The following is a 19024-nucleotide window of genomic DNA, read 5'->3' on the forward strand; positions in this document are numbered from 1 at the left end:
GTTGAAGCATTATTCATTCTCTCAAAATCGCTTGGGTCACCTCCATGATCACGTCATATTGATAGGTGGTCATGAGATATTCCAATGAAGATTTTAGGGAAGGTTGGTCATGAGGAATGTCTTTCATCAACTGATCAAGCATATCTTCATCTAACTTAATCGCAGCCTCGTGCAGTAGCTGTACCCAAGAGCGTGGCATAGAGTCTAACTGCTTTATTGTTAGGGGAATAGGATTTGTTGCAGGTCTAGTAGGGCTGGGAGTGTCATAACGATAAGTAATATCCAAATGCTGAGCCATTTTGTCAAAAACTTGAGTAGCTTTGTAAGGTTTGCGTAGATAGTCGTCACACCCTGCTTTGAGCGCTTTCACTTCATCAGCTTCAAGAGCTTGGGCTGTGATGGCAATGATCACGGGTGGGTTTTGGGTCTGGGCTTTGATCAGTCGCGTCGCCTCTAGACCATTGAGCAGAGGCAATTGTAAATCCATCCAGATCAAATGAGGATGCCAAGTTTGATTGAAGTCCACTGCCTCTTGGCCATTCTCTGCTTCTTTGACTTCAAACCCTACCGTTTCCAGCATCATGACTAAAATCTCGCGGTTATCAGAATAATCTTCTACGACCAGAATTCGATAGGGGATTTGATTTTCTGCCAGCCCTACGGCGGTCTTTTTGGACACAGAGAGTTCTAGAACAGGCTCACCCAATTCAACTGGAATATGAAAGCTGACGGTCGTACCTTTGCCTTCAACACTATCTATTGAAATGTCTCCTTTCAGTAGATGGATAAATCTTTGGCAAAGGGTTAGTCCTAATCCAATGCCTCCAAAGCTATCGCGAGTCAATGGATCTTGGGTAAAGGAGTTAAACAGTTGAGGCAGCAAATGCTCAGGAATTCCTGGTCCCGTATCTTGGATAGTAAACCTTAATTGGTGGGACGAAGCTTCAGAGCTAGCGGATCGCCATTGCACTTGGCAATCAACACTTCCTTGCTTCGTAAACTTGAGGGCATTTCCTAGTAAGTTGATGAGAATTTGCCTGAGTTTTTGAGCGTCAGTTCTCACATATTGAGGAATATCAGGGGCAAGGTAAATTTGAAACTGGATGTTCTTGGAAACAGCTTGTAGGGAAAATAAGTCTTGCACTCCCTCACAAAGGTCGTGAAGGTTCACATCCTTGGACTCGTAGGTGAGCATTCCTGCTTCAACCTTGGAGAGGGTAATGACTTCGTTGACTAGAGAGAGTAAATGTTCACTACTGCGATGAATGGTATTAAGGCTAGATTGCTGATCTAAGGTAATTTGATCATCTTTTAACAGCAGTTGACTGAAGCCCATGATGCCGTGGAGAGGGGTACGAAATTCATGGCTCATATTGGCGATAAATCGGCTTTTGGCTTGATTGGCTATTTCAGCCGTTTCAATCGCTTCATTAAGTTGGCTAGTACGCTCATCAACAAGTTGTTCTAGATTGGTGTTGAGGCGCTGGAGTGCTTCTTCAGCTTGTTTACGTTTGTGGATATCTTGGACTTGAACAATACAGTCTGGAGGGACACCCCGCTGACTCTGAACCTGAGATGCATTCAGTAAAACCCATACCTCATGCCCTTGTTGATGAAGACAGCGAATTTCTAAGCAGTAGTTGTCGATTATCCCGTTGATCAGCCGCTGTCTTTCAGCTTCTTCAACAGTTCTATCACCTGGATGAAAAATCTCTGGTAGGGTAAGGTCCATCAATTCTGCTGGGGCGTATCCTAGTAGATTAGCCAGGGCGTCATTGACTTTGATCCACAGCCCCTCTGGGGAAATTAATGCCATACCAATGGGAGCATCTTGGAACGCGGCTGAGAATCGGGCTTCGCTTTTAACTAGAGATGCCTTAGCTTCTTGTTGAGCAGTGACATCTTTGCCAATTCCTAAAAACCCCGTCAACTGGCCTGAGTTATCCCACAGCGCTGTCACGGAAAGACAAACGGGAAACCGACTCTGATCTTTGCGAATAAAGGTCCAGACATTCTCATCGGTAATGCCTAATCGAGCCTTAGCCAAAAAAGTTTCTATGCCTGGTTCGATGACGTTACCTAATTCCTGAGAGAGTACTTTTGTCCGTTGTTCTATTTCTTCTGAGTCACGAAAGAGGGAAGGAATCGCTTTGCCAATGATTTCTGTAGAGGTATAACCTAATTTTTTTAATGCTCCAGCATTGAGGGTTTGAATGACCCCATTGGTATCCGTTGAAACAATAATGAAATCAGCATTATCAAGAATAGTTTGTTGCCAGGACTGGGTGAGTTGGGGAGAGAAAGGCTCAAATTGTTCTGTCATATAATCTCAACTTCGTCTCTTGTAAGCGTCTACGGAGCAGAAATTAGGATTAGCACTTTGAACAAAATTACAGCAAAAATAGGATGAGTGCCACTTAATAAAGAATAATGGCATCTTTACATACATGATCCGCTTCACTCCAAAGCTATTATGTTAATTCTTCTTTTTTTAGTCTAAAAATCATAAGTTTCAGTGAGCCGTTATATGAGCAATTTACTTGTTATACAGATATAGATCTTTTGAAAAGAATCCGTTAGATCAAAGAGCGTTCAAACAGATAAAGAACCTTGAATGCTGAACTAGTAGAAATACTAGAGAACGTCATATTCTGTTACGAGGATTCCAAGAATTATTGAGTCAATCATTGTCTAGATATGAAAAAAGCACACTTACCTACAAGTGTGCTGAATGGAGTTCACGTAAGAGATGTGTTGTGATTGGTGTGAGCAAATCTATTATAGATAGATTTATATATATCTTCAAGAAGTCTATAATTGATTTTTTATCTATGTATAATCTAAATCTTCCTTGACTTTAACTTCTATTCTCAGTCATACGGAAACATCTAAAGGTTAAAGCCGCCTTGCAAAGATCTATATATGGGGGGCAAGTCATCTATCTTAGGATATACTGAATTCAGTGATTCACCCTATCGCTGAATTCGCTTTAATAAAATGGATTGAGAATTTAACTCTGCGGTCTGGGAGACATCGCTTTGAGATTCAAATTCAAGAAGAAGAAGATAGAAGAACTCTATACCCAGGAAAAGAATGCCCATAAGTATCCAAACGTTGTAGATGACTTCTTTGAGGTAATGAGTGCTATCGATGCTGCTAAAGATGAACGCGATTTGTACTCCTTGAAGGGCTTTCACTTTGAAAAACTAAAAGGACAACGAGGCAAGAAGGGGGAACGTTCTCTTAGATTAAACAAGCAATGGCGATTAATTGTCTCAATAGTGAAGGATGAAGACGGTAATTTTCTATTGATCATTGATATTGAAGACTATCACTAACTTAAAACGAACTAAGAGGGAGACGCATGAGCCAGACATTGATACCTGCAAGAGTGTCACCGCCTGGGCGTATTTTGCATCGTGAATTGGAGGCTAGGGGATGGACACAAAAAGATTTAGCCGAAATCATGGGGCGACCAGCTCAAACGATTAGCGGAATCGTAAAGGGGAATAAGCAAATCACTCCAGAAACTGCAATCGAGTTAGCAGAGGCATTAGGAACATCTGCTGAGCTTTGGACCAACTTAGAGGCTAAATATCGTTTGTTTGTAGCGAAGAAAGATGCAAATGGTCCTTCATTTGATAGCGAGATTGCCCGTAAAAGCTATCTTTATAGTCTCGCACCTATTACAGAGATGATTAAGCAGGGGTGGATTGTTGCAACTGATTCAGTGATCGAACTCGAAAGACAGCTTTGCCAATTTTTTGGAATTGAGGATATTGATGAACCCCCGAAACTCGCCGTAAGTTGTCGTCAGTCCGAAGACCGTGATCCAGAAGTACAAGCTCAAATAGCATGGGTTAAGCGAGTTGAAAATCTTGTCACTCAGCAAGAGGTGGCAACTTTTGAACCCAAAAAATTGAAAGCAGCCCTGCCAGAAATCTTGACTTATACTTCTGAGGCCGAGGCTCTAGCTCTTGTTCCTAAAAAGCTTCTAAGTCTTGGTGTTCATTTTGCAATTGTGCCTCATTTGAAGAAAACTTATCTTGATGGTGCAGCGTTCTATCTAGAGAACAAGCCTGTTGTTGCCCTAACACTACGCCACAATCGCATCGATAGCTTTTGGTTTACGCTGTTGCATGAATTAGGCCACATTGTTGCCCAGCACAAGGGTAGCTATTTAGATAATTTAGATAATCTGGCAGTGAATCAGGAAGAGACTGAAGCGAATCAGTTAGCTGCTGACTGGCTACTTGATCCGGTCGCATTAGAGCATTTTGTAGAGCAAACTTCACCTTACTTCTCCGCGAAGAAGGTTCAGGCATTTGCCGGAATTCAACAACGACATCCAGGGATTGTTGTGGGTCGCCTTCAGAGTGAAGGGGACATTCCCTATCAGAACCTTCGGAAGCTTTTGATAAAGGTGGATCAGTATCTTGAGTTATGGATTGATCGGCCAGGACCACCAGCGAACACTGGAATCTCCAAAGTCAATCGGGGAAAGAATTCTAGAGACGAGCCTAAGACAGTCATTTTTTAGTGTAAGTTTTAGTGTAATACAGATTTTGGTCAAAAATCTGGAATTAAAATCACTGATCTAATATAGTGATCCTCAAGTGCTCATTCAGTGGTGCAATTTATGTCGCGTTGTGCTCAAATTCCCGACATCCCAACGGTCCGTCTTATAGAGTTCGGCAAGGAAAAACCAGGGGAGAGCAAACCTGTATCTGAAGCATCCTTGCCTAAGCAGTGGGGAATTTCGTCAAGTCAGGCCGATTTCCCGTGCTGAACCCAATCCATCAGAAAAACACGATCCCTGATTCTATTTTTTTTAAAATTCTGACAGCCTTGAAGCTGGGTTTGATAATCTATGGCCTTCATGGCGACTACTTTTCGATCTTCCTCCTTTTTAAGGTTGAAATTTTGTAGACGATCAAGAATATCTTCATTGTTGAAAATGTGATGTAAATCTTCTAAGTAGAATGGAGTCTCGCGGGGCGTTTCTTGAGTGATGACTTTAAACTTTTCTCCCTTAGGATATTTTTTGAAGTATAACTTTAGAATTAAGAGTACGGAAATTTGATAGTGATATTCCTTCTTCTATTTTGCCTTCAGACTCTGCGCACATTAGCTTGAGATAAGCTTTAATCGAATTGGGTTCAGTTACAGCAGTTTCAACATAAACTGTATGATGTGCACAAAAAATTTTATCCACTCTCTCAGGATTATAGTTGCTAATTCGAATGATCTCTGAATGGAATTTATCAACATAACTCTCTAGCGTTGTATTAAGCTCAGAATTATCTATCAAGTTTTTGTTTTCTTCATAAATAATGTTATTTGAAAAACTCATTCTATCTTTACAGCCTTGGATGTTTAAAGATAGCAATACTGAAGAGATAATTAAACTAATTTTACATATTTTCTTATTTTTTGAGCATATTCTATTGGACCCAAAATAATATATCTATAGCCTTAAGAGTGTTGCATATTTATTTAAAAAGCCAACAAAAAAACTTTGTCATTTTTTTATAAGAACAATCTAAATCTACTGTAAATATGGACAAATAAAATCTTATATAGACTTCTGAAAGAACTTAATAGACCCTGGTTGACTGACAAAAGTTATGCTAGGTATCAGTCAACTTCCAAGTATAAAATTTGGCGCTTGGATATTTAGCTTGGATATCATGGGCATCAAATAGCGTGGATTAGTATGACCTGTTAAATACATCATTCCATCGCTTGCTCTTCTCCGCGTTACAACCATCGTATGAGACAACCCTTCTCCATTACCAAAGCCAACTTGGACAATATCTCCAATGTTGAGTAACGATGATCTATTTACAGATTCTGTCCCTATTGTGGGATGGCTTACAAATCCACTTAAGTGGTGATCACTGATTTCTGAAAGTTGAGTGGGATTATCTGTCTCAAACTCGAAAAATAGCCTTTATTCGGGGAACATATTTTTCTTCTCCTTACAATCACGGAATCCTCAACGCATTTATATTTTTCTCTGACAAATAATTGAGTGTATTCCCTGTCGCCAGTGGCAATGGGCAAAAGCCACGATTAAGAGAGTGTTTTTTTGCATAGTCTATAACCTTGAATAGTATTCATTCTTTCCAGGCATCGCAAGATGGCTAGCTTTTTGTTTAGAAGCTTGGCTTAAACGCACCAGTCATTGAAGGAACCGCTGTCTAGGGGCAGACTAACAGCAGACACAAACATTCAAAGGAAGCGATTGTCAAAACTGCTCTATTGCTTAGTTATCTATTGTTCCCGACGTTTGAATTCTGAACGGCAGGAGCAGGGATTTGCGTTGCCGCTGGCCCTGGGTTTGGGCTTTGTGATGGTTATTTTGGGCTTATCCACGATAATGGTTGCTCAAAGCGATCGCATCTCTTCATTTAACCGTAAAGAAGCGGGTGCCAGCTTAGCGGTTGCTGAAGGAGGCATGGCCCGGTCCTTGGCCCAATTAACCGCTCCCAATAACGCCGTATTGCTGAATCGCAATTACGATACGATTAATCCCAAAACGGGCAAGACCTATCTGGGACCTGACGGCAATTTCAATAGTGGTGACGAAGAAGCTAGTGCCATTGATGAATGGACTAGCTATGACCCGAGTCATCAACCTTGCTATCAACAAAAAGGGTGGGGCAGCCCCAACTTGGCAACAACGGGGTCAATGGGGAACACAGGAACTTATACCCTCAGAGCCTATCGGTTTAATCCCTTTGAGCAAAAAGGGACCCTCTTTGTTGAAGCCAGTAAAGATGGGAAAACGACTGGGGTTCTGATTACGATCTCGGTGAGACCTGACTTAGCTGATTTTCCAGGTGTGGTTTTAATTGAACCCACTGGAAATCCTGATTCTACTCATGCTACTGGGGTATTAGCTCTTAGGGGCCGTGAACTTCAAGGGAGTAAAGGGAATATTTATTATCGCCCCTCATCTTCAGCAGATCCATCTCTTGCTGAGAGTGCTGGGCCAGGAGACGCTGAACGGGGCAGTTATTTAAATGCCATTTGGTCATCCTCCCTGGATGGAGTGAGTGCAGATACTGTTCAAGGGAAAATTTTTGCCTGTACGCTTAGACCAAACATCCCGATGGGAGAGGTCGGAACAGATCTGGGGACAATCGATGACAGTACGACTATTGCAGGCGTTGCTGGAAAAAATCGCACGTACTTTACCGTCGATCAAATCGATCTTGATGGGACTGAAGTATTGGCCGTTGATACGACCCATGGGCCTGTCCAAATCGAGATTACCAATGCGGGTGTGCATGAACATGGGATCACACTTCGAGAGACAGCCAAAATAATCAATGTCCGATCTGATGGGCAACCGCCGCGCGTGGGTGATCTACGAATAATTGCCAGACAAAATGACCGGGTTACCCTCCGTGACCAAACCTGTATTCAAAATGCATTTTTGTGGTTTCCTTTTGACGAATTAAGGTTACTGACCACCGGGCCAGGATGTCCAGGAGGACAAAACACTAATTTTGAAGGAGTCTTATGGATGGAAGCCATTCTCAGCTCGAAAAATGAGGCCAGCCATCGTAATGTTGAATACTTGGGGGGGAGTGAAGAAAACTACGACACTGAGACCAAATCAGGCACAAACTCTGGCATTTCAGTTCCTGAAGATATCACTAGCCTGCTCGACCTATTGCAACATATAGACTGGCCTGCTCGCTATCGGTTTGGTGGGGTTTTGCAGTGGAAACGGGTGAGGCTATGACGAAGATGCTTTAAACCAATTTCTCTTTAGTCCAAGTTTTGGCAATTCTCATGGGTGATGAGGCGTTGCTTTTCATGGGTGACCCGCTGATTAAGGTCCGCCTTTTGGCCTCTGTTTCATTCTCCTGCTGTGATTTGCTATGTTCCGTTTTCATCCCTTCATTACACTCAGACCTTCGCCTTCAGAGGCGGGGTTTACCCTGACTGAAAAAATGGTGATTGTTGCCATTATCGGCATTGCCGCTGCTGCTTCAGCTCCCAGTATTTTAGCTGCGATGAATCGGGCCAAGGTAAAACAGACCATGGCTAAAGTTCAGGCTGCTTTGAATGAAACGCAGCGAGAAGCGATCAAAGGCAACAAAGTCTGCACCCTGACCCTCAATTTCGATGCAGGGCAAATTTCTGGTTCTTGTCTCAAAGTTAGCGATCGTAGTTTGGATACTGATGTGGCTATCGCGACTAATTTGATTGATCCCACTGCCAACACAGCCCAGGATGATGAAAGTCAGCCCGTGTGGATTAGTTCAGATGTCCACCCCTCTCTTGGCCTGAATGATGGAGAGAACGTTTCTCAGATTGCCATGGCACCAGCAAGTGAGAATGATGGCCAATGGGCTGACGCAGGTATGGTGGTCCAGGTTATTGCTGAAAAATGCAAAGGGAATACTGATAAGGGGTTAGGAATTGGGACTTGTAAAGATCAGCTCATTCCCATTAAATATGGCGTTTTAGGAAATCCAGAATTTGCCATCATTAGCGCTGAAGCAAGTCCAGCTGACCCCAGTGGCAAAATCATCTTCTTTGATCCTAGCAGTGCCAACGGGAAGAAGCACTGCATCGCTATTTCTAACACTTTGGGCCTAACCCGTATTGGCACTTATAAAGGCGATATTCAACCTACTGCCATTACTGATGCAGGTCGTTGTACCGCTAAGAACTGGGAAGATCAGTAATGAGCGATTGGGTAGATATGGCTTGAATCAGTTCTTGTTTCGAAAAGACTCAACCCTGACTGCCTGACATAAGTACCTCAAAGCCTTTAGATACGTAGCTTTTGGATGCTGAATAGCAGGGTGTATAAGGCTAGCTTTTGGCATTGTTCACACGTCAAACGCAACCTAAACGTATTACCAACTCTCTTGCCTTAGGGGCAGCGTTGCTATTCTTACAGTGCAAACCCTTACGAAGAAAAGGCTTTCAGAGATGTGTCAGGCAGTCAGGACTCAACCTCTCTAACCCGCTATATCTATCCGAAATTAGGGCTGAGGAACAGCTTTGCTACACCATCGCCACCAGAATAGTCTTGAACTCCAGTTCGGAGAACAAAAAAGTTTGCTTTACTCAGACAGTGACTCTGGCCAACTGAGCCCAAAAACTTTGGCTGATTAGAATCTGAGTCTATATCAACCAGCAACTCAGAAAAATGTTCAATCTCTTATAATCTAACGACTCACATTAGATAAATGAGAATTGCTAGATACAAATTTTATTCCCATAAAAATTCTATTCTGCATCTTATAGATAGACACTAAATATTCATTAATCCTTGTACGGAAACCGCAAGTACTTCTCTTCACTATAAATCAGTGTTGATACGCATTTCGATCTAATCACACTAAGTTAAGTTAGAAAAGATTATAGCCCTGGCCGCTATAATAAGAACGTTCTCATACCATGTGTGTAGCCTCAATGTGTAAAGCATTGAGGTTTTTATCTGCTAAAGCTTGGTGCAATCAGGTCATCTTCATTCGCTTCAACAAAAGGCTTCTGGATCGACCAAATATCTCTAACTTAAAACTCGAAGAACTTTGGGCAGTATAGATGATGTGAATTATCTATACTGCCCAGGAGTACATACAGTATATAGGTTTAATCTGATGATCCTACTCTTTCTAAATGCAAAAAAATAGAGTTCTTATAATGATAAGAGACCAGATAGAATAAATATTCTACCTGATTTAGCTCAGCAAAATATAAGTAAGTATCACTTCCAATATCTATTTACATCAGTAATTTCAACTAGGACAAGCGTAGTTCCATGTTGTTAATCTGTGTAAAATTACTGAAGGAAGACAATGCTCAAGTTCGTATAATTGAAAATATACACAAAATGAATATTATTAGATAACCAATTTGAATTAAGCATTTTAAAAAAAATAAATCGTGAATGCGTAATTTTTTGACTTAAATTCGCTCACTATAAATATCAATATTTTTTTAAACAAGAGTGAATTTATCTCTTCACCCTGGCTTGTCAACATCTATCGCTCTATCAGCGTCAAAGTAGACTTCATTCATTATCTAAACTTTAACGTTGATGACCTGATCAAACTTATCTAAGTTTGGTTGGGTGAATCTGCATAGACAGTTCTAATTGACCTCTTTTTTATCAAGCATGTTGAAATCCAGAAGAAAGGCCGCCGATGAGGGGTTTGCTCTGCCAATTGCCATCGGTTTTGGGTTAATCATGGTGCTAGTAGCCCTGACTTTAAGCATTAAGTCTAGGGATGATCAAGTCTCTGCTATTTCTCAAAAACAAACGACCGCTAGTGCCACTGTTGCTGAAGGAGGACTCTCCCGAACTCTCGGATTCCTAAATCACAACTATCACATGCTGCTGAAATTAGACTATGACCCGAATAGCCTCTTAGGGGCGGGTAGTCCTGATGAATGGTCGTCTCTAGCAAAGCCGCCTCCTTGTTTCACAGGGGTGAATAACCTTTTGACTGGCAAGATCCCGACCACTGCATCAACCAACACCTATACCGTTGAAGCTTATCGCTACAGTGATCCAGATGGAATATCAAATTCAGGAGATGAAACTGGCACAGTAATTGTCAAGGGCCATCCCCCAAATTCTTCTGCTGTATCGCGAATTCAGCAGACGATGAATATCTCTCAATCTTCTTCCCTAGCTAGCTTTCCAGGATTAATGGCTCAAAATATCACCTTAGGGAATAATGATGTCTTGGGTGCAATTTCAGGAAATGTAATTTGCACAGATACGATAAATTGTGCGGTGCCTGTGAGTGAATGTGTCAATGGTCAACCGACAAATAATGGTTTACGCGATGCCATTGATGCTTTCAACAATGGTGTAGTCCAGGGGCAAATTTACGTTCGTGATGTGACATGGCCTCCTGTTCCCACAATTCCCCCAGGTGCGATCAATGTCTCGATTAGTGGTGCTACCAGCTTTCCTCGGACTGGAGACACTGTAGGTGCTGATGGTGCTTATCACTATGAAGTCAGTGACATTACTCTGAGTGGCAGTGATCAGGTGACCATTGATACCACCTCAGCACCCATCTACTTCTACATTACGGGCGATATTGATATGAGTGGCCAAGCCACTTTGGCCCATACCTGTTCAGGCTCTGCCAATAATTGCGGCACCTATGGAAGTGGTCTAGGTAGCCCAGAGCGATTCCGTATTTATGGCAATGTCGATGATGGTGATAGCTTCTCTGATCAGAATTTCACCTTCAACGGTGGGGCAACAGCCACCAATGTTTTTATTCATGCCCCAGATGCCCGTATGGGAATAAATGGTGGTAGCAGCAATCCTGATATACGGGGTGCTATTTGGGTCAGAGAGTGGGATGGCTCAAGCTCCAACACTGCTGAAATTACAGTGCCCAATAACATGAAGCAGCTGTTAACAGATTCTGGTGTTGTGGTTACTTCAGCGTCCCATAAAACGTCTGCAGCAACTAGTTGGACTCGCTTAGAAGCCACTCCTTAATCAGCGAACCAATTTGTCTATTCGTAGAATTCTCCTCACTTAGCCTTACAGCCAGGAAGCCTCCCGTGATCATAAGAGCACTCAGAAAATCTCATGAAAAAGGCTTTACCTTAGTTGAAGTTGCTGTCTCCATGCTGGTTTTGGCCTTATTTATTGGGACCGCCATGCAGGGTTTGGTTCTCTCAACGAAGTTCAAGATGCGTGCCAAACAGTTGACTGCAGCTAATAACTGGATTCAGCAAGACTTAGAGGATGTTAAAGCTGTAGCCAGTGATGTAGGTCAAGTCCCCCTCACATCAGCATTACTCTATGCTGATGCTCTTCCAGGGGATACAACGATCAAGGTTACTCAACTAGGATTTAGGCCAGGAGATTCTATTGTTATTGGTACAGAGACTAACAGTAACGTTATTACCAATCTTCAGATTCAAACAGACCCCATCACCAGCACGAATTATTTAGAAGTCACTTTGCTCAATCCTTTGGTATATAACCAAAAAGCGGACTCTACAGCTCTCGTATTGGCGAGATGTCGATCTCATTTAGCTACAGGAGGGTTTGCTGCCTATCTTGATGAATCGCTACCAGCAGTCAAATCAGAAACAGACAACAGTAGCACGCCTAAATCCGGGCAAAAAACTATCTTAGGCCAAGAATTCACCCTGCAGAGGACTACCTCAGTCCGGCCAGCAGAACCCTATCAAATCTTAGAAGTTACCTATAACGTCACGGATGACAATCTGGAGACCGTAGCCCAAGCTAATTCTGAAGTGGTACCTAATGCGTTCTTTGCCTGTCCATAGTGAACAAGGGTTTACCCAGCTCGAAATCGTCATTGTCTTGGTAGTCATGGGTATCTTAGGAGCGATTGCAGCACCCAGCTTCCTGAATTGGGTGAATACCCGAAAGCTAGAAGTTGGTTTAGCGGAGCTGGAAGGGACTCTAATCGAAGGTCAAGACCAAGCTATCCGTCTCAGTAAGACTTGCACCATTAATCTACCAACGGGAAGTAGTGCTGTTTTGAGTAGTTCCCCCGCAGACTGTTTGCGCAATGGTAATCGAACCCTAGAAGGGATCCAACTCAGACATTCACTAGCTACCCCTCTCAGCTTTGACTTCAAGGGGCGAATACCTTCTTCATTAACCGCAGAACAAACCATAGTTTTGTCTATCACCAATGAGGCAAATACTCTCTCAAAGTGTCTGGTGATTGCCCCTGGAATTGGATTGATCCGAGTGGGGAAATATATGGGCTCCTCCACTACAACATTGGCCAGCAACTGCAAAACCTCTACATTATGATTTCTACAATCTCAGAAATTGTGACTACCCATATACCGTTTTCTGCCCAAGACAAGAGAATCCATCAGGTCTCTAATACGTTGAAGAATACTAATAATCAAGGGTTTACTTTGGTTGAGCTACTGGTCGGCATGGTGGTGACCAGCATATTCCTAATCTTTGCAGGGTCAGGGTTAATTTCAATTTTGCAAAGCCATCGCCAATCAGAGGCTGAGGTGGATCAGCATACTAAATTGAATCGTGCCATAGACTTTATTGCTGATGACATCAGAGAGGCTAAGGCAGTGTCTACTACGGCACCGTCAGGTTGGACGGTCCCTACCGACTATAGTGCGATTCTATACCTCACAAAGCCGGATGACACCATAGTTGCTTACTACACATTTGATACTTCTTCTGGATCTGACTGGCAAGGACCACAGGTGATTTACCGAGCAACAGTCTCTAATACCGCAGGCAATCCATTAGTAGATCGAGTGTCTAATGCCTCTCCAGGATGTTCTGGTTCAGGGACATCAGGGTTTGAAGTATCGCCTGCTCCTCTAACGCCGACCAATCGATCCGTCAAATTATGTCTCTTAGGCGATTTACCCAATGGGACCACCGAACTTGCGGAAAGTACAGTGACACTTAGAAGCAATGAGATATAACCGACTCCATAACTTAGATGGGGCAGGGGGATGTAGTTTAAAGAATACTTGTTGTACATTTCTTATACACAAATTTCTTTTGCGAAGACATCATATTAAACATCCATATTCCATAATAGATTTATAAGCTAGATACAAAATATTGACTAGCCATATATTGTGAATTATCTTGAATTTTGCATGACAAATTTTTTATTAATAAACTCAAAATTTTTAATCTTAATTAGCTGCACAAAAATACATCTATACATGTACAGCATTAAGAGCTTGAAACTAATTTAAGTAAAATAATATTTATCAGATTATATATAAGTTTCCTATACCTGGATCGATCTCAATGTTTATAACATTGAGATTTTTTTTAAATATTTGAGATTAATATCAAAGTTAGCATCAAATTTACCTGACTAATTTAGTTAAGTTGTCATGCTCTAAAAATCCTTGGATGACTTATGGATAGATAATTCCACAGTCTATTAGATTTTATGTAGGCTGTCGTTTTTAGATGTTTTAAGGGTTAAGACTCCGAGATGTCATATATCGAGGAGCTGGCCTCCTATATGAAAAAAAAGTAAATCTAGGAAGAAATAGAGAGTTGATCGCGAAGCTAATATATACCTAAAAAAGATATTCTTAGATCTCGCGATATCTGACACTAAATGAAATCTTGAAATTATTAAAATCTTGAAATATTGTCGTGAAAAGAATCTTGAGAGATCAGAAGAAGACATAAGTTTTTCTTATTAAGAAGTTCCTTGACATTCAAGGTAGCTACAACGATTAGTCTGTATTTAAGTTCGAGTCAAAAACAAATCAATTTTTTGCCACACTGCCTAGATGAATTACATCAGATATTACGTGCTCTCCGCTAGAGCATGAATTCTAAATCAATCATCACTGCGATAGCTCTCAAAAAGCTCTTGATATAAATTTGGCAATCCTTTTGGCTTCTTGCCCAAAGCATCAACTTTCAGGGAGAAGCCAGCCACTCTAATTGATAGTGACTGACTTCACCATTCATAAATTTCGTTTACACACAGGAGTGCCATCATGCCTAAGTCCACAACTAAAGGAAACAAAGGTCAATCTAAACTGGGCATGGGACAACCCGATGCTTTAGACCTCACCTCAAACCAAGGAAACTTGGGTTTGACCTCTAATCCCGTTTCCTCACCTAGCAATACAGGCATCGATACCTCTAATTCCACACCAACAACACTATTCCCTGGAAAAGGGAAGGGCTTAGGCTTAGGGAATGGCTTCACTCCTCCTGGACTAGACAAGCCCAAACCTGAAAACTGGCAGCGAGGCCACAGCATCAAAGGCCAAGGGTGGGAAAAGAACTTTGGGGATGGTGTCACCGTTGATGATGATCTCGACACTGGGATTCATCCTGACTCTAAAGCCAACTGGAGCATGGTCTTTAATGATGAATTCAATGGTACAGAGCTAGATCGCACCAAGTGGGACACCGAGTACTACTACGGCAGCCGCACCAACTCCTTCAATAACGAACTGCAATATTACACCGACGGCGGTAACTTCGAATTCAATGACGGTGTAATGTCCATCGTTGCTAAAGAAGAAACCGTCGAAGGAGAGACCTGGTTTGACTCTGGTAAAACCTTTGACTATACCTCAGGCATGATTTCCGGCCATGACAGCATGTCTTTCACCTATGGTTACTTTGAAATCAGTGGCCAATCTCCTACGGGGCAAGGACTATGGCCAGCCTTCTGGATGCTGCCCGAATCTGGTGAGTGGCCCCCCGAAATTGACATCATGGAAATCTTGGGCGACGACACCAGCACAGCCTACACCACTGTTCATTATCAAGATCCCAGTCAGCCCGGTAATCACGGCATGGAAGGTAGCTGGTTTAGTGGCATTGACTTTGCGGATGGCATGCACACCTTTGCAGTGGACTGGCAACCCGGTGAATTGACTTGGTTTATCGATGGCATGGAAGTCTTCAATACGACTGAGAACGTTCCTGACCAACCCATGTATATGTTGGCGAACTTAGCCGTAGGTGGCAACTGGCCCGGATCTCCTGATGATACTACCGAGTTTCCCAGCAGCTTTGATATTGACAATATCCGGGTTTACCAAGATTCAACCTCTGCTGCGAGTGGTTTGACGGGTGGTTCCGCTGATGACACCCTTTCCCGTGTCGGTGAAGGATTCCTAGAAGGTCGTGGGGGAGATGATACCCTCATCGGTGGAACGGGTTCTAACCGCCTAGTGGGTGGTACAGGTAACGATACCCTGATTGATTTAGAAGGGTATGACACCTTCACGGGTGGAATCGGCAATGATCTGTTTGTCTTAGGAGATGCCAGTGGCTCTGCGTATGACTCTCCTGTTTATGATGGATTTGCTGTTTTAACGGACTTCAATGCGGCTGACGATATGATTCAGCTAAGCGGCAATGCCAACAAATACAGCTTAGGAGCAGCCTCTGAAGGTGACGTCTCTGGTGCTGGTATCTATCGTGGCAATGATCTAATTGCCATTGTTGAAAATACAGCTGTGGAATCCCTGAATCTAGATGCATCCTATGTGAGCTATGTCTAATCACTAAGTAGTCAAAAAAGGCCCAAAGTCTCGAAAACAGATTTTTGGGCTTTGAGGGGATCGAGAATTGAGGAACAAGTCATGGACTCTTTTACGGGGAATTTACCCCGACTAGATTCAAACCAATGCCTGCATAGAACAGGCTCAGAATGGCTGATTATCAAGAAGGAAGCGAAATAGTAAATACACTGCCTTGCCCCATCTCACTATCAAGGGCAAGTTGCCCCCGGTGCCGTTGCACAATTGCTTTAGCAATGGCAAGTCCTAACCCCATACCCCCAGTTTTACGAGAGCGATCGCTGTTCACTCGATAAAAGCGTTCAAAAACATGGCTTTGCGCTTCTAGAGGAATGCCAATTCCCGTATCTTTGACGGCAATAGTGGCAATACGATCGTGAGCAGCTAAACACACCATGACCGAACCACCTGGTGGCGTGTACTGAATCGCATTGGCCATCAGGTTAGACACCAGGCGATAGAGTTGCGATTCCTGACCCATGATGCGGATTTCGATATCGGGTATCTGATGATTGAGATGGATTTGGGTTGTGGCAGCTAACTCTGCAAATTCCTCTGTCAAGTCGGCAACGATATCGTTCAAGCAGCAAGGTTGGGGCGGTTGTGCCGTAGTATTTTGCTCCAGACTGGTCAACAAGAGAAGATCGGTCACAAGCTGACTTAAACGATGACCCTGACGCTCCACCGTTTTCAACAACGTTGGCACTTGTTCCGACTGTGTTGGTGGTAGACGGAGAATAGCTTCTACCGTAGCAAGAAGGCTGGCAAGGGGCGACCGCAACTCATGGGCAGCATTGGCGGTAAACTGCTGCTGCTGTCGGTAGGACTGATAAATCGGCTGCATTGCCCTACCCGATAGCCACCAACTCGAAACGGCAACCAACCCCAATGCCAAGGGTAAGCCCCCAATTAAAATCCACTGCAACCGCTGCCGTTCTGCATCAAAAGCGGCAAGGGTCCGTCCCACCTGAAGATATCCCCAGGAGGGAGCTTTGTGAGGTTCCTCATCGAGAGCATGGGTGTGGGCCGCACCGTGAAGAATGGTGGTGAACTGGTGATAGCGTTGGCTATCTTTGGTTTGTAGGGTTTGCCAGGTATCGGGGTTTAGGGTGGAAGACAGCGATTCTGGCTGATTGGGGGAATAGGCCAGCAGGTTTCCCTGGTTATCGAATAGGCGAATGTAATACGTGGTCCGATCGCTAATTCCTAAGGTGTGGCGTTGAATCAGAGATGGATTAGGTTCACAGGGTTGCTCTACTACACACAGATCAGGAAAGATTTGCTGCAGCACCCCTGTCGGGTCTTGTGCAGGGGGCAGCATTGGTTCTAGGCTATCGTGCAACGTCCCCGCACTGGACTCAATTTCACGCTCTAGTGCGGCCCAGTTCGCTTGCACCAGAATGTGGGCCATTCCCGAGCCCAATAGGCCCAAAATCCCTCCCATGACCAGGGCATACCAGGCGGCTAACCGCAGGCGACTCCGACGAAAAAGCTGTTGGCTATTCATGGGGATATCCTAAAGCGATATCCCTGCCCCGGTACTGTTTCGATGGGACAATCGCAGTCATAGCGGTCAAACTTGCGGCGCAACAGGCGGATCTGAGCGGCGACGACATTACTGATGGGTTCTTCGTCAATGTCCCATAACTGGGAGCGTAGCTTACTGCCGGGGATGATACGATCACAATTTTCCATCAGGTAGGCCAACACCTGAAACTCTTTCAGTGTGAGAGGAATCTCCTGGACAGGCTGATCGGGGAGGTCGATTTGAAGCAGCGTGTTAGCATCATCTAGGGTAAAAACACCCACGGTTAACTGTTGGGGCTTTAACTGGGGAGATCGCCGCTGTAAGGCCCGCAGTCGTGCTAACAGTTCCTCCATGACGAAGGGTTTCACCAAATAATCGTCGGCTCCCGCATCCAGCCCAGCGATGCGATTTTCAGGTTGCCCCAAAGCAGTCAGCATCAGCACCGGGAGTGGATTTTGGCGGGCTCTGAGTCGCTGACATAGCTCTAAGCCGGAGAGTTCTGGCAGCAGCCAGTCAAAAATTGCAAGCGTGTAATCCGTCCACTGGCTTTCCAAGCAGTGCCACGCTTGTGCCCCGTCAGTAACCCAGTCCACCACATACTTTTCCCCGACCAGCACTTGCTTAATCGCCAGTCCCAAATCTTCTTCGTCTTCTACCAGTAGAATCCGCATAGCACCGAAGCTATCCACCACGAAGCCGATTCTACCGGAGTCGTGCTCATTTCATCTGATTTTCATCTGCCCTGTGGCATCCTGTTGGGGATTTTGCTGCGTGCTGTCGAAAATTGCGAGGAAATACCATGAAGCAGTTGCCCTTATTGAGTTCTATTCTAGCCTTGAGCCTTGCTATGAGCACACCTGCTGCCATGGCCCACGTGGGTCATGGCGATGAGTTCCAGGCTGAAGGCGGCGTGAATCGTGTCGAGGTCAACACTCAAACCGATTCGTTGCTCGGCATTAAGGTCACCTCTATTGAGCCTGCCGCTGATGCTAGTGGTACTGTCATGATTCCCGTGACTGCTCTGGTCGAAGATAACGGTCGGCAATTGGTATTTGTGCAGTACGAAAATTTCTATGAGCCGGTGCCCGTCACCACAGGAGCAACCAAAGGCGAAATGGTCGAAGTTTTAGAAGGGTTATCGGTTGATGAGCAGCTAGTGACTGAGGGCAGCTTGTCTCTGTATGCTGAGTCTCGCAAAACTCAAGCTACAGAAGCAGCGCCTGCAACCAATGAAGCTCATGCTCAGGCCGACGAGAAAGGCGATATGGTCAAAGGCGATCCCAGTGAAGCTGCCACCGCTGAAAAATCTGGTGGTATGCCTAAGACTCTGCTGGCTGCAGTGGGAGGCGGCATTGGGTTATCTGTCGTGGCGATTGTGTTGATCAGCAACGGTCGTAAAAAGAAAAACACCCTCTCATAAGACACCTATTCCAACAGTTAGGGGAAATT

The 19024-nt window shown here is 43.9% G+C and carries 15 protein-coding genes; 10 read left to right on the forward strand and 5 right to left on the reverse strand.

Annotated features, from left to right (window positions below; all coding sequences use genetic code 11):
• Positions 1–13: 13 nt before the first annotated feature.
• Positions 14–2323: a PAS domain S-box protein gene (locus HRE53_RS30010; protein ID WP_235112179.1), complete on the reverse strand. Its 2310-nt coding sequence runs from the start codon at positions 2321–2323 to the stop codon at positions 14–16.
• Between the two features lie 715 nt (positions 2324–3038).
• On the opposite strand from HRE53_RS30010, the gene HRE53_RS30015 reads away from it, so the two are divergent.
• Together HRE53_RS30015 and HRE53_RS30020 are read left to right on the forward strand one after the other, a co-directional pair.
• The gene (locus tag HRE53_RS30015; protein WP_235112183.1) at positions 3039–3338 is read left to right on the forward strand and encodes a type II toxin-antitoxin system RelE/ParE family toxin; all 300 of its coding nucleotides are present in this window, start codon (positions 3039–3041) and stop codon (positions 3336–3338) included.
• 26 nt (positions 3339–3364) lie between these two features.
• A complete protein-coding gene (locus HRE53_RS30020) occupies positions 3365–4540 on the forward strand; it encodes a HigA family addiction module antitoxin (RefSeq protein WP_235112185.1) in 1176 nt (391 codons plus the stop codon).
• 492 nt (positions 4541–5032) lie between these two features.
• Here the strand turns inward: HRE53_RS30020 and HRE53_RS30025 are convergent, their stop codons facing one another.
• Together HRE53_RS30025 and HRE53_RS35420 are read right to left on the reverse strand one after the other, a co-directional pair.
• Positions 5033–5389, reverse strand: a complete 357-nt coding sequence (locus HRE53_RS30025) for a hypothetical protein (RefSeq protein ID WP_235112186.1) — start codon at positions 5387–5389, stop codon at positions 5033–5035.
• A gap of 252 nt (positions 5390–5641) precedes the next feature.
• A complete protein-coding gene (locus HRE53_RS35420) occupies positions 5642–5905 on the reverse strand; it encodes an amidase domain-containing protein (RefSeq protein WP_396133512.1) in 264 nt (87 codons plus the stop codon).
• Between the two features lie 387 nt (positions 5906–6292).
• Between HRE53_RS35420 and HRE53_RS30030 the strand changes: the two genes are divergently transcribed.
• The 7 genes from HRE53_RS30030 (at position 6293) to HRE53_RS30060 (ending at position 16029) form a co-directional block, all read left to right on the forward strand.
• Positions 6293–7756 carry a hypothetical protein gene (locus tag HRE53_RS30030; RefSeq protein WP_235112187.1) on the forward strand — a complete coding sequence of 488 codons (1464 nt, stop codon included), beginning with the start codon at positions 6293–6295 and terminating at the stop codon, positions 7754–7756.
• Between the two features lie 139 nt (positions 7757–7895).
• The gene (locus HRE53_RS30035; RefSeq protein WP_235112188.1) at positions 7896–8708 is read left to right on the forward strand and encodes a prepilin-type N-terminal cleavage/methylation domain-containing protein; all 813 of its coding nucleotides are present in this window, start codon (positions 7896–7898) and stop codon (positions 8706–8708) included.
• 1442 nt (positions 8709–10150) lie between these two features.
• Complete coding sequence (locus tag HRE53_RS30040; protein ID WP_235112189.1) at positions 10151–11500, forward strand: hypothetical protein; 1350 nt, start codon at positions 10151–10153, stop codon at positions 11498–11500.
• A 65-nt stretch (positions 11501–11565) separates the two neighbouring features.
• Positions 11566–12303 carry a prepilin-type N-terminal cleavage/methylation domain-containing protein gene (locus HRE53_RS30045; protein ID WP_235112190.1) on the forward strand — a complete coding sequence of 246 codons (738 nt, stop codon included), beginning with the start codon at positions 11566–11568 and terminating at the stop codon, positions 12301–12303.
• A complete protein-coding gene (locus HRE53_RS30050; RefSeq protein WP_235112191.1) occupies positions 12281–12802 on the forward strand; it encodes a Tfp pilus assembly protein FimT/FimU in 522 nt (173 codons plus the stop codon). The genes HRE53_RS30045 and HRE53_RS30050 overlap by 23 nt, the downstream gene beginning before the upstream one ends.
• Positions 12799–13452: a prepilin-type N-terminal cleavage/methylation domain-containing protein gene (locus HRE53_RS30055; RefSeq protein WP_235112192.1), complete on the forward strand. Its 654-nt coding sequence runs from the start codon at positions 12799–12801 to the stop codon at positions 13450–13452. The genes HRE53_RS30050 and HRE53_RS30055 overlap by 4 nt, the downstream gene beginning before the upstream one ends.
• A gap of 1050 nt (positions 13453–14502) precedes the next feature.
• Entirely contained in the window at positions 14503–16029 is a 1527-nt protein-coding gene (locus HRE53_RS30060; protein WP_212666850.1) for a family 16 glycosylhydrolase, read from the forward strand.
• 160 nt (positions 16030–16189) lie between these two features.
• Here HRE53_RS30060 and rppB read toward each other — a convergent pair whose 3' ends face one another.
• Both rppB and rppA read right to left on the reverse strand, forming a co-directional pair.
• On the reverse strand, positions 16190–17554 hold the full coding sequence (rppB, locus tag HRE53_RS30065; RefSeq protein WP_235112193.1) for a two-component system sensor histidine kinase RppB: 1365 nt from the start codon (positions 17552–17554) through the stop codon (positions 16190–16192).
• Positions 17551–18246 (reverse strand): two-component system response regulator RppA, encoded by a 696-nt coding sequence (rppA, locus tag HRE53_RS30070; RefSeq protein ID WP_235112219.1) that lies wholly within the window; start codon positions 18244–18246, stop codon positions 17551–17553. Before rppA ends, rppB begins: the two co-directional genes overlap by 4 nt.
• A gap of 128 nt (positions 18247–18374) precedes the next feature.
• Here rppA and HRE53_RS30075 point away from each other — a divergent pair, with 128 nt between their 5' ends.
• Entirely contained in the window at positions 18375–18995 is a 621-nt protein-coding gene (locus HRE53_RS30075) for a cobalt transporter (RefSeq protein WP_235112195.1), read from the forward strand.
• Positions 18996–19024 lie beyond the last annotated feature (29 nt).

Origin of the sequence: Acaryochloris sp. 'Moss Beach', assembly GCF_021497025.1 — a bacterium.
Classification (GTDB): domain Bacteria; phylum Cyanobacteriota; class Cyanobacteriia; order Thermosynechococcales; family Thermosynechococcaceae; genus Acaryochloris; species Acaryochloris marina_A.

Coding starts and splice junctions, on each gene's coding strand:
- HRE53_RS30020 (WP_235112185.1), top strand. CDS start 3,365: ATGAGCCAGACATTGATACCTGCAAGAGTGTCACCGCCTGGGCGTATT.
- HRE53_RS30035 (WP_235112188.1), top strand. CDS start 7,896: ATGTTCCGTTTTCATCCCTTCATTACACTCAGACCTTCGCCTTCAGAG.
- HRE53_RS30050 (WP_235112191.1), top strand. CDS start 12,281: ATGCGTTCTTTGCCTGTCCATAGTGAACAAGGGTTTACCCAGCTCGAA.
- rppB (WP_235112193.1), bottom strand. CDS start 17,554: ATGAATAGCCAACAGCTTTTTCGTCGGAGTCGCCTGCGGTTAGCCGCC.
- HRE53_RS30075 (WP_235112195.1), top strand. CDS start 18,375: ATGAAGCAGTTGCCCTTATTGAGTTCTATTCTAGCCTTGAGCCTTGCT.
- HRE53_RS30010 (WP_235112179.1), bottom strand. CDS start 2,323: ATGACAGAACAATTTGAGCCTTTCTCTCCCCAACTCACCCAGTCCTGG.
- HRE53_RS30055 (WP_235112192.1), top strand. CDS start 12,799: ATGATTTCTACAATCTCAGAAATTGTGACTACCCATATACCGTTTTCT.
- HRE53_RS30040 (WP_235112189.1), top strand. CDS start 10,151: ATGTTGAAATCCAGAAGAAAGGCCGCCGATGAGGGGTTTGCTCTGCCA.
- HRE53_RS30060 (WP_212666850.1), top strand. CDS start 14,503: ATGCCTAAGTCCACAACTAAAGGAAACAAAGGTCAATCTAAACTGGGC.
- rppA (WP_235112219.1), bottom strand. CDS start 18,246: ATGCGGATTCTACTGGTAGAAGACGAAGAAGATTTGGGACTGGCGATT.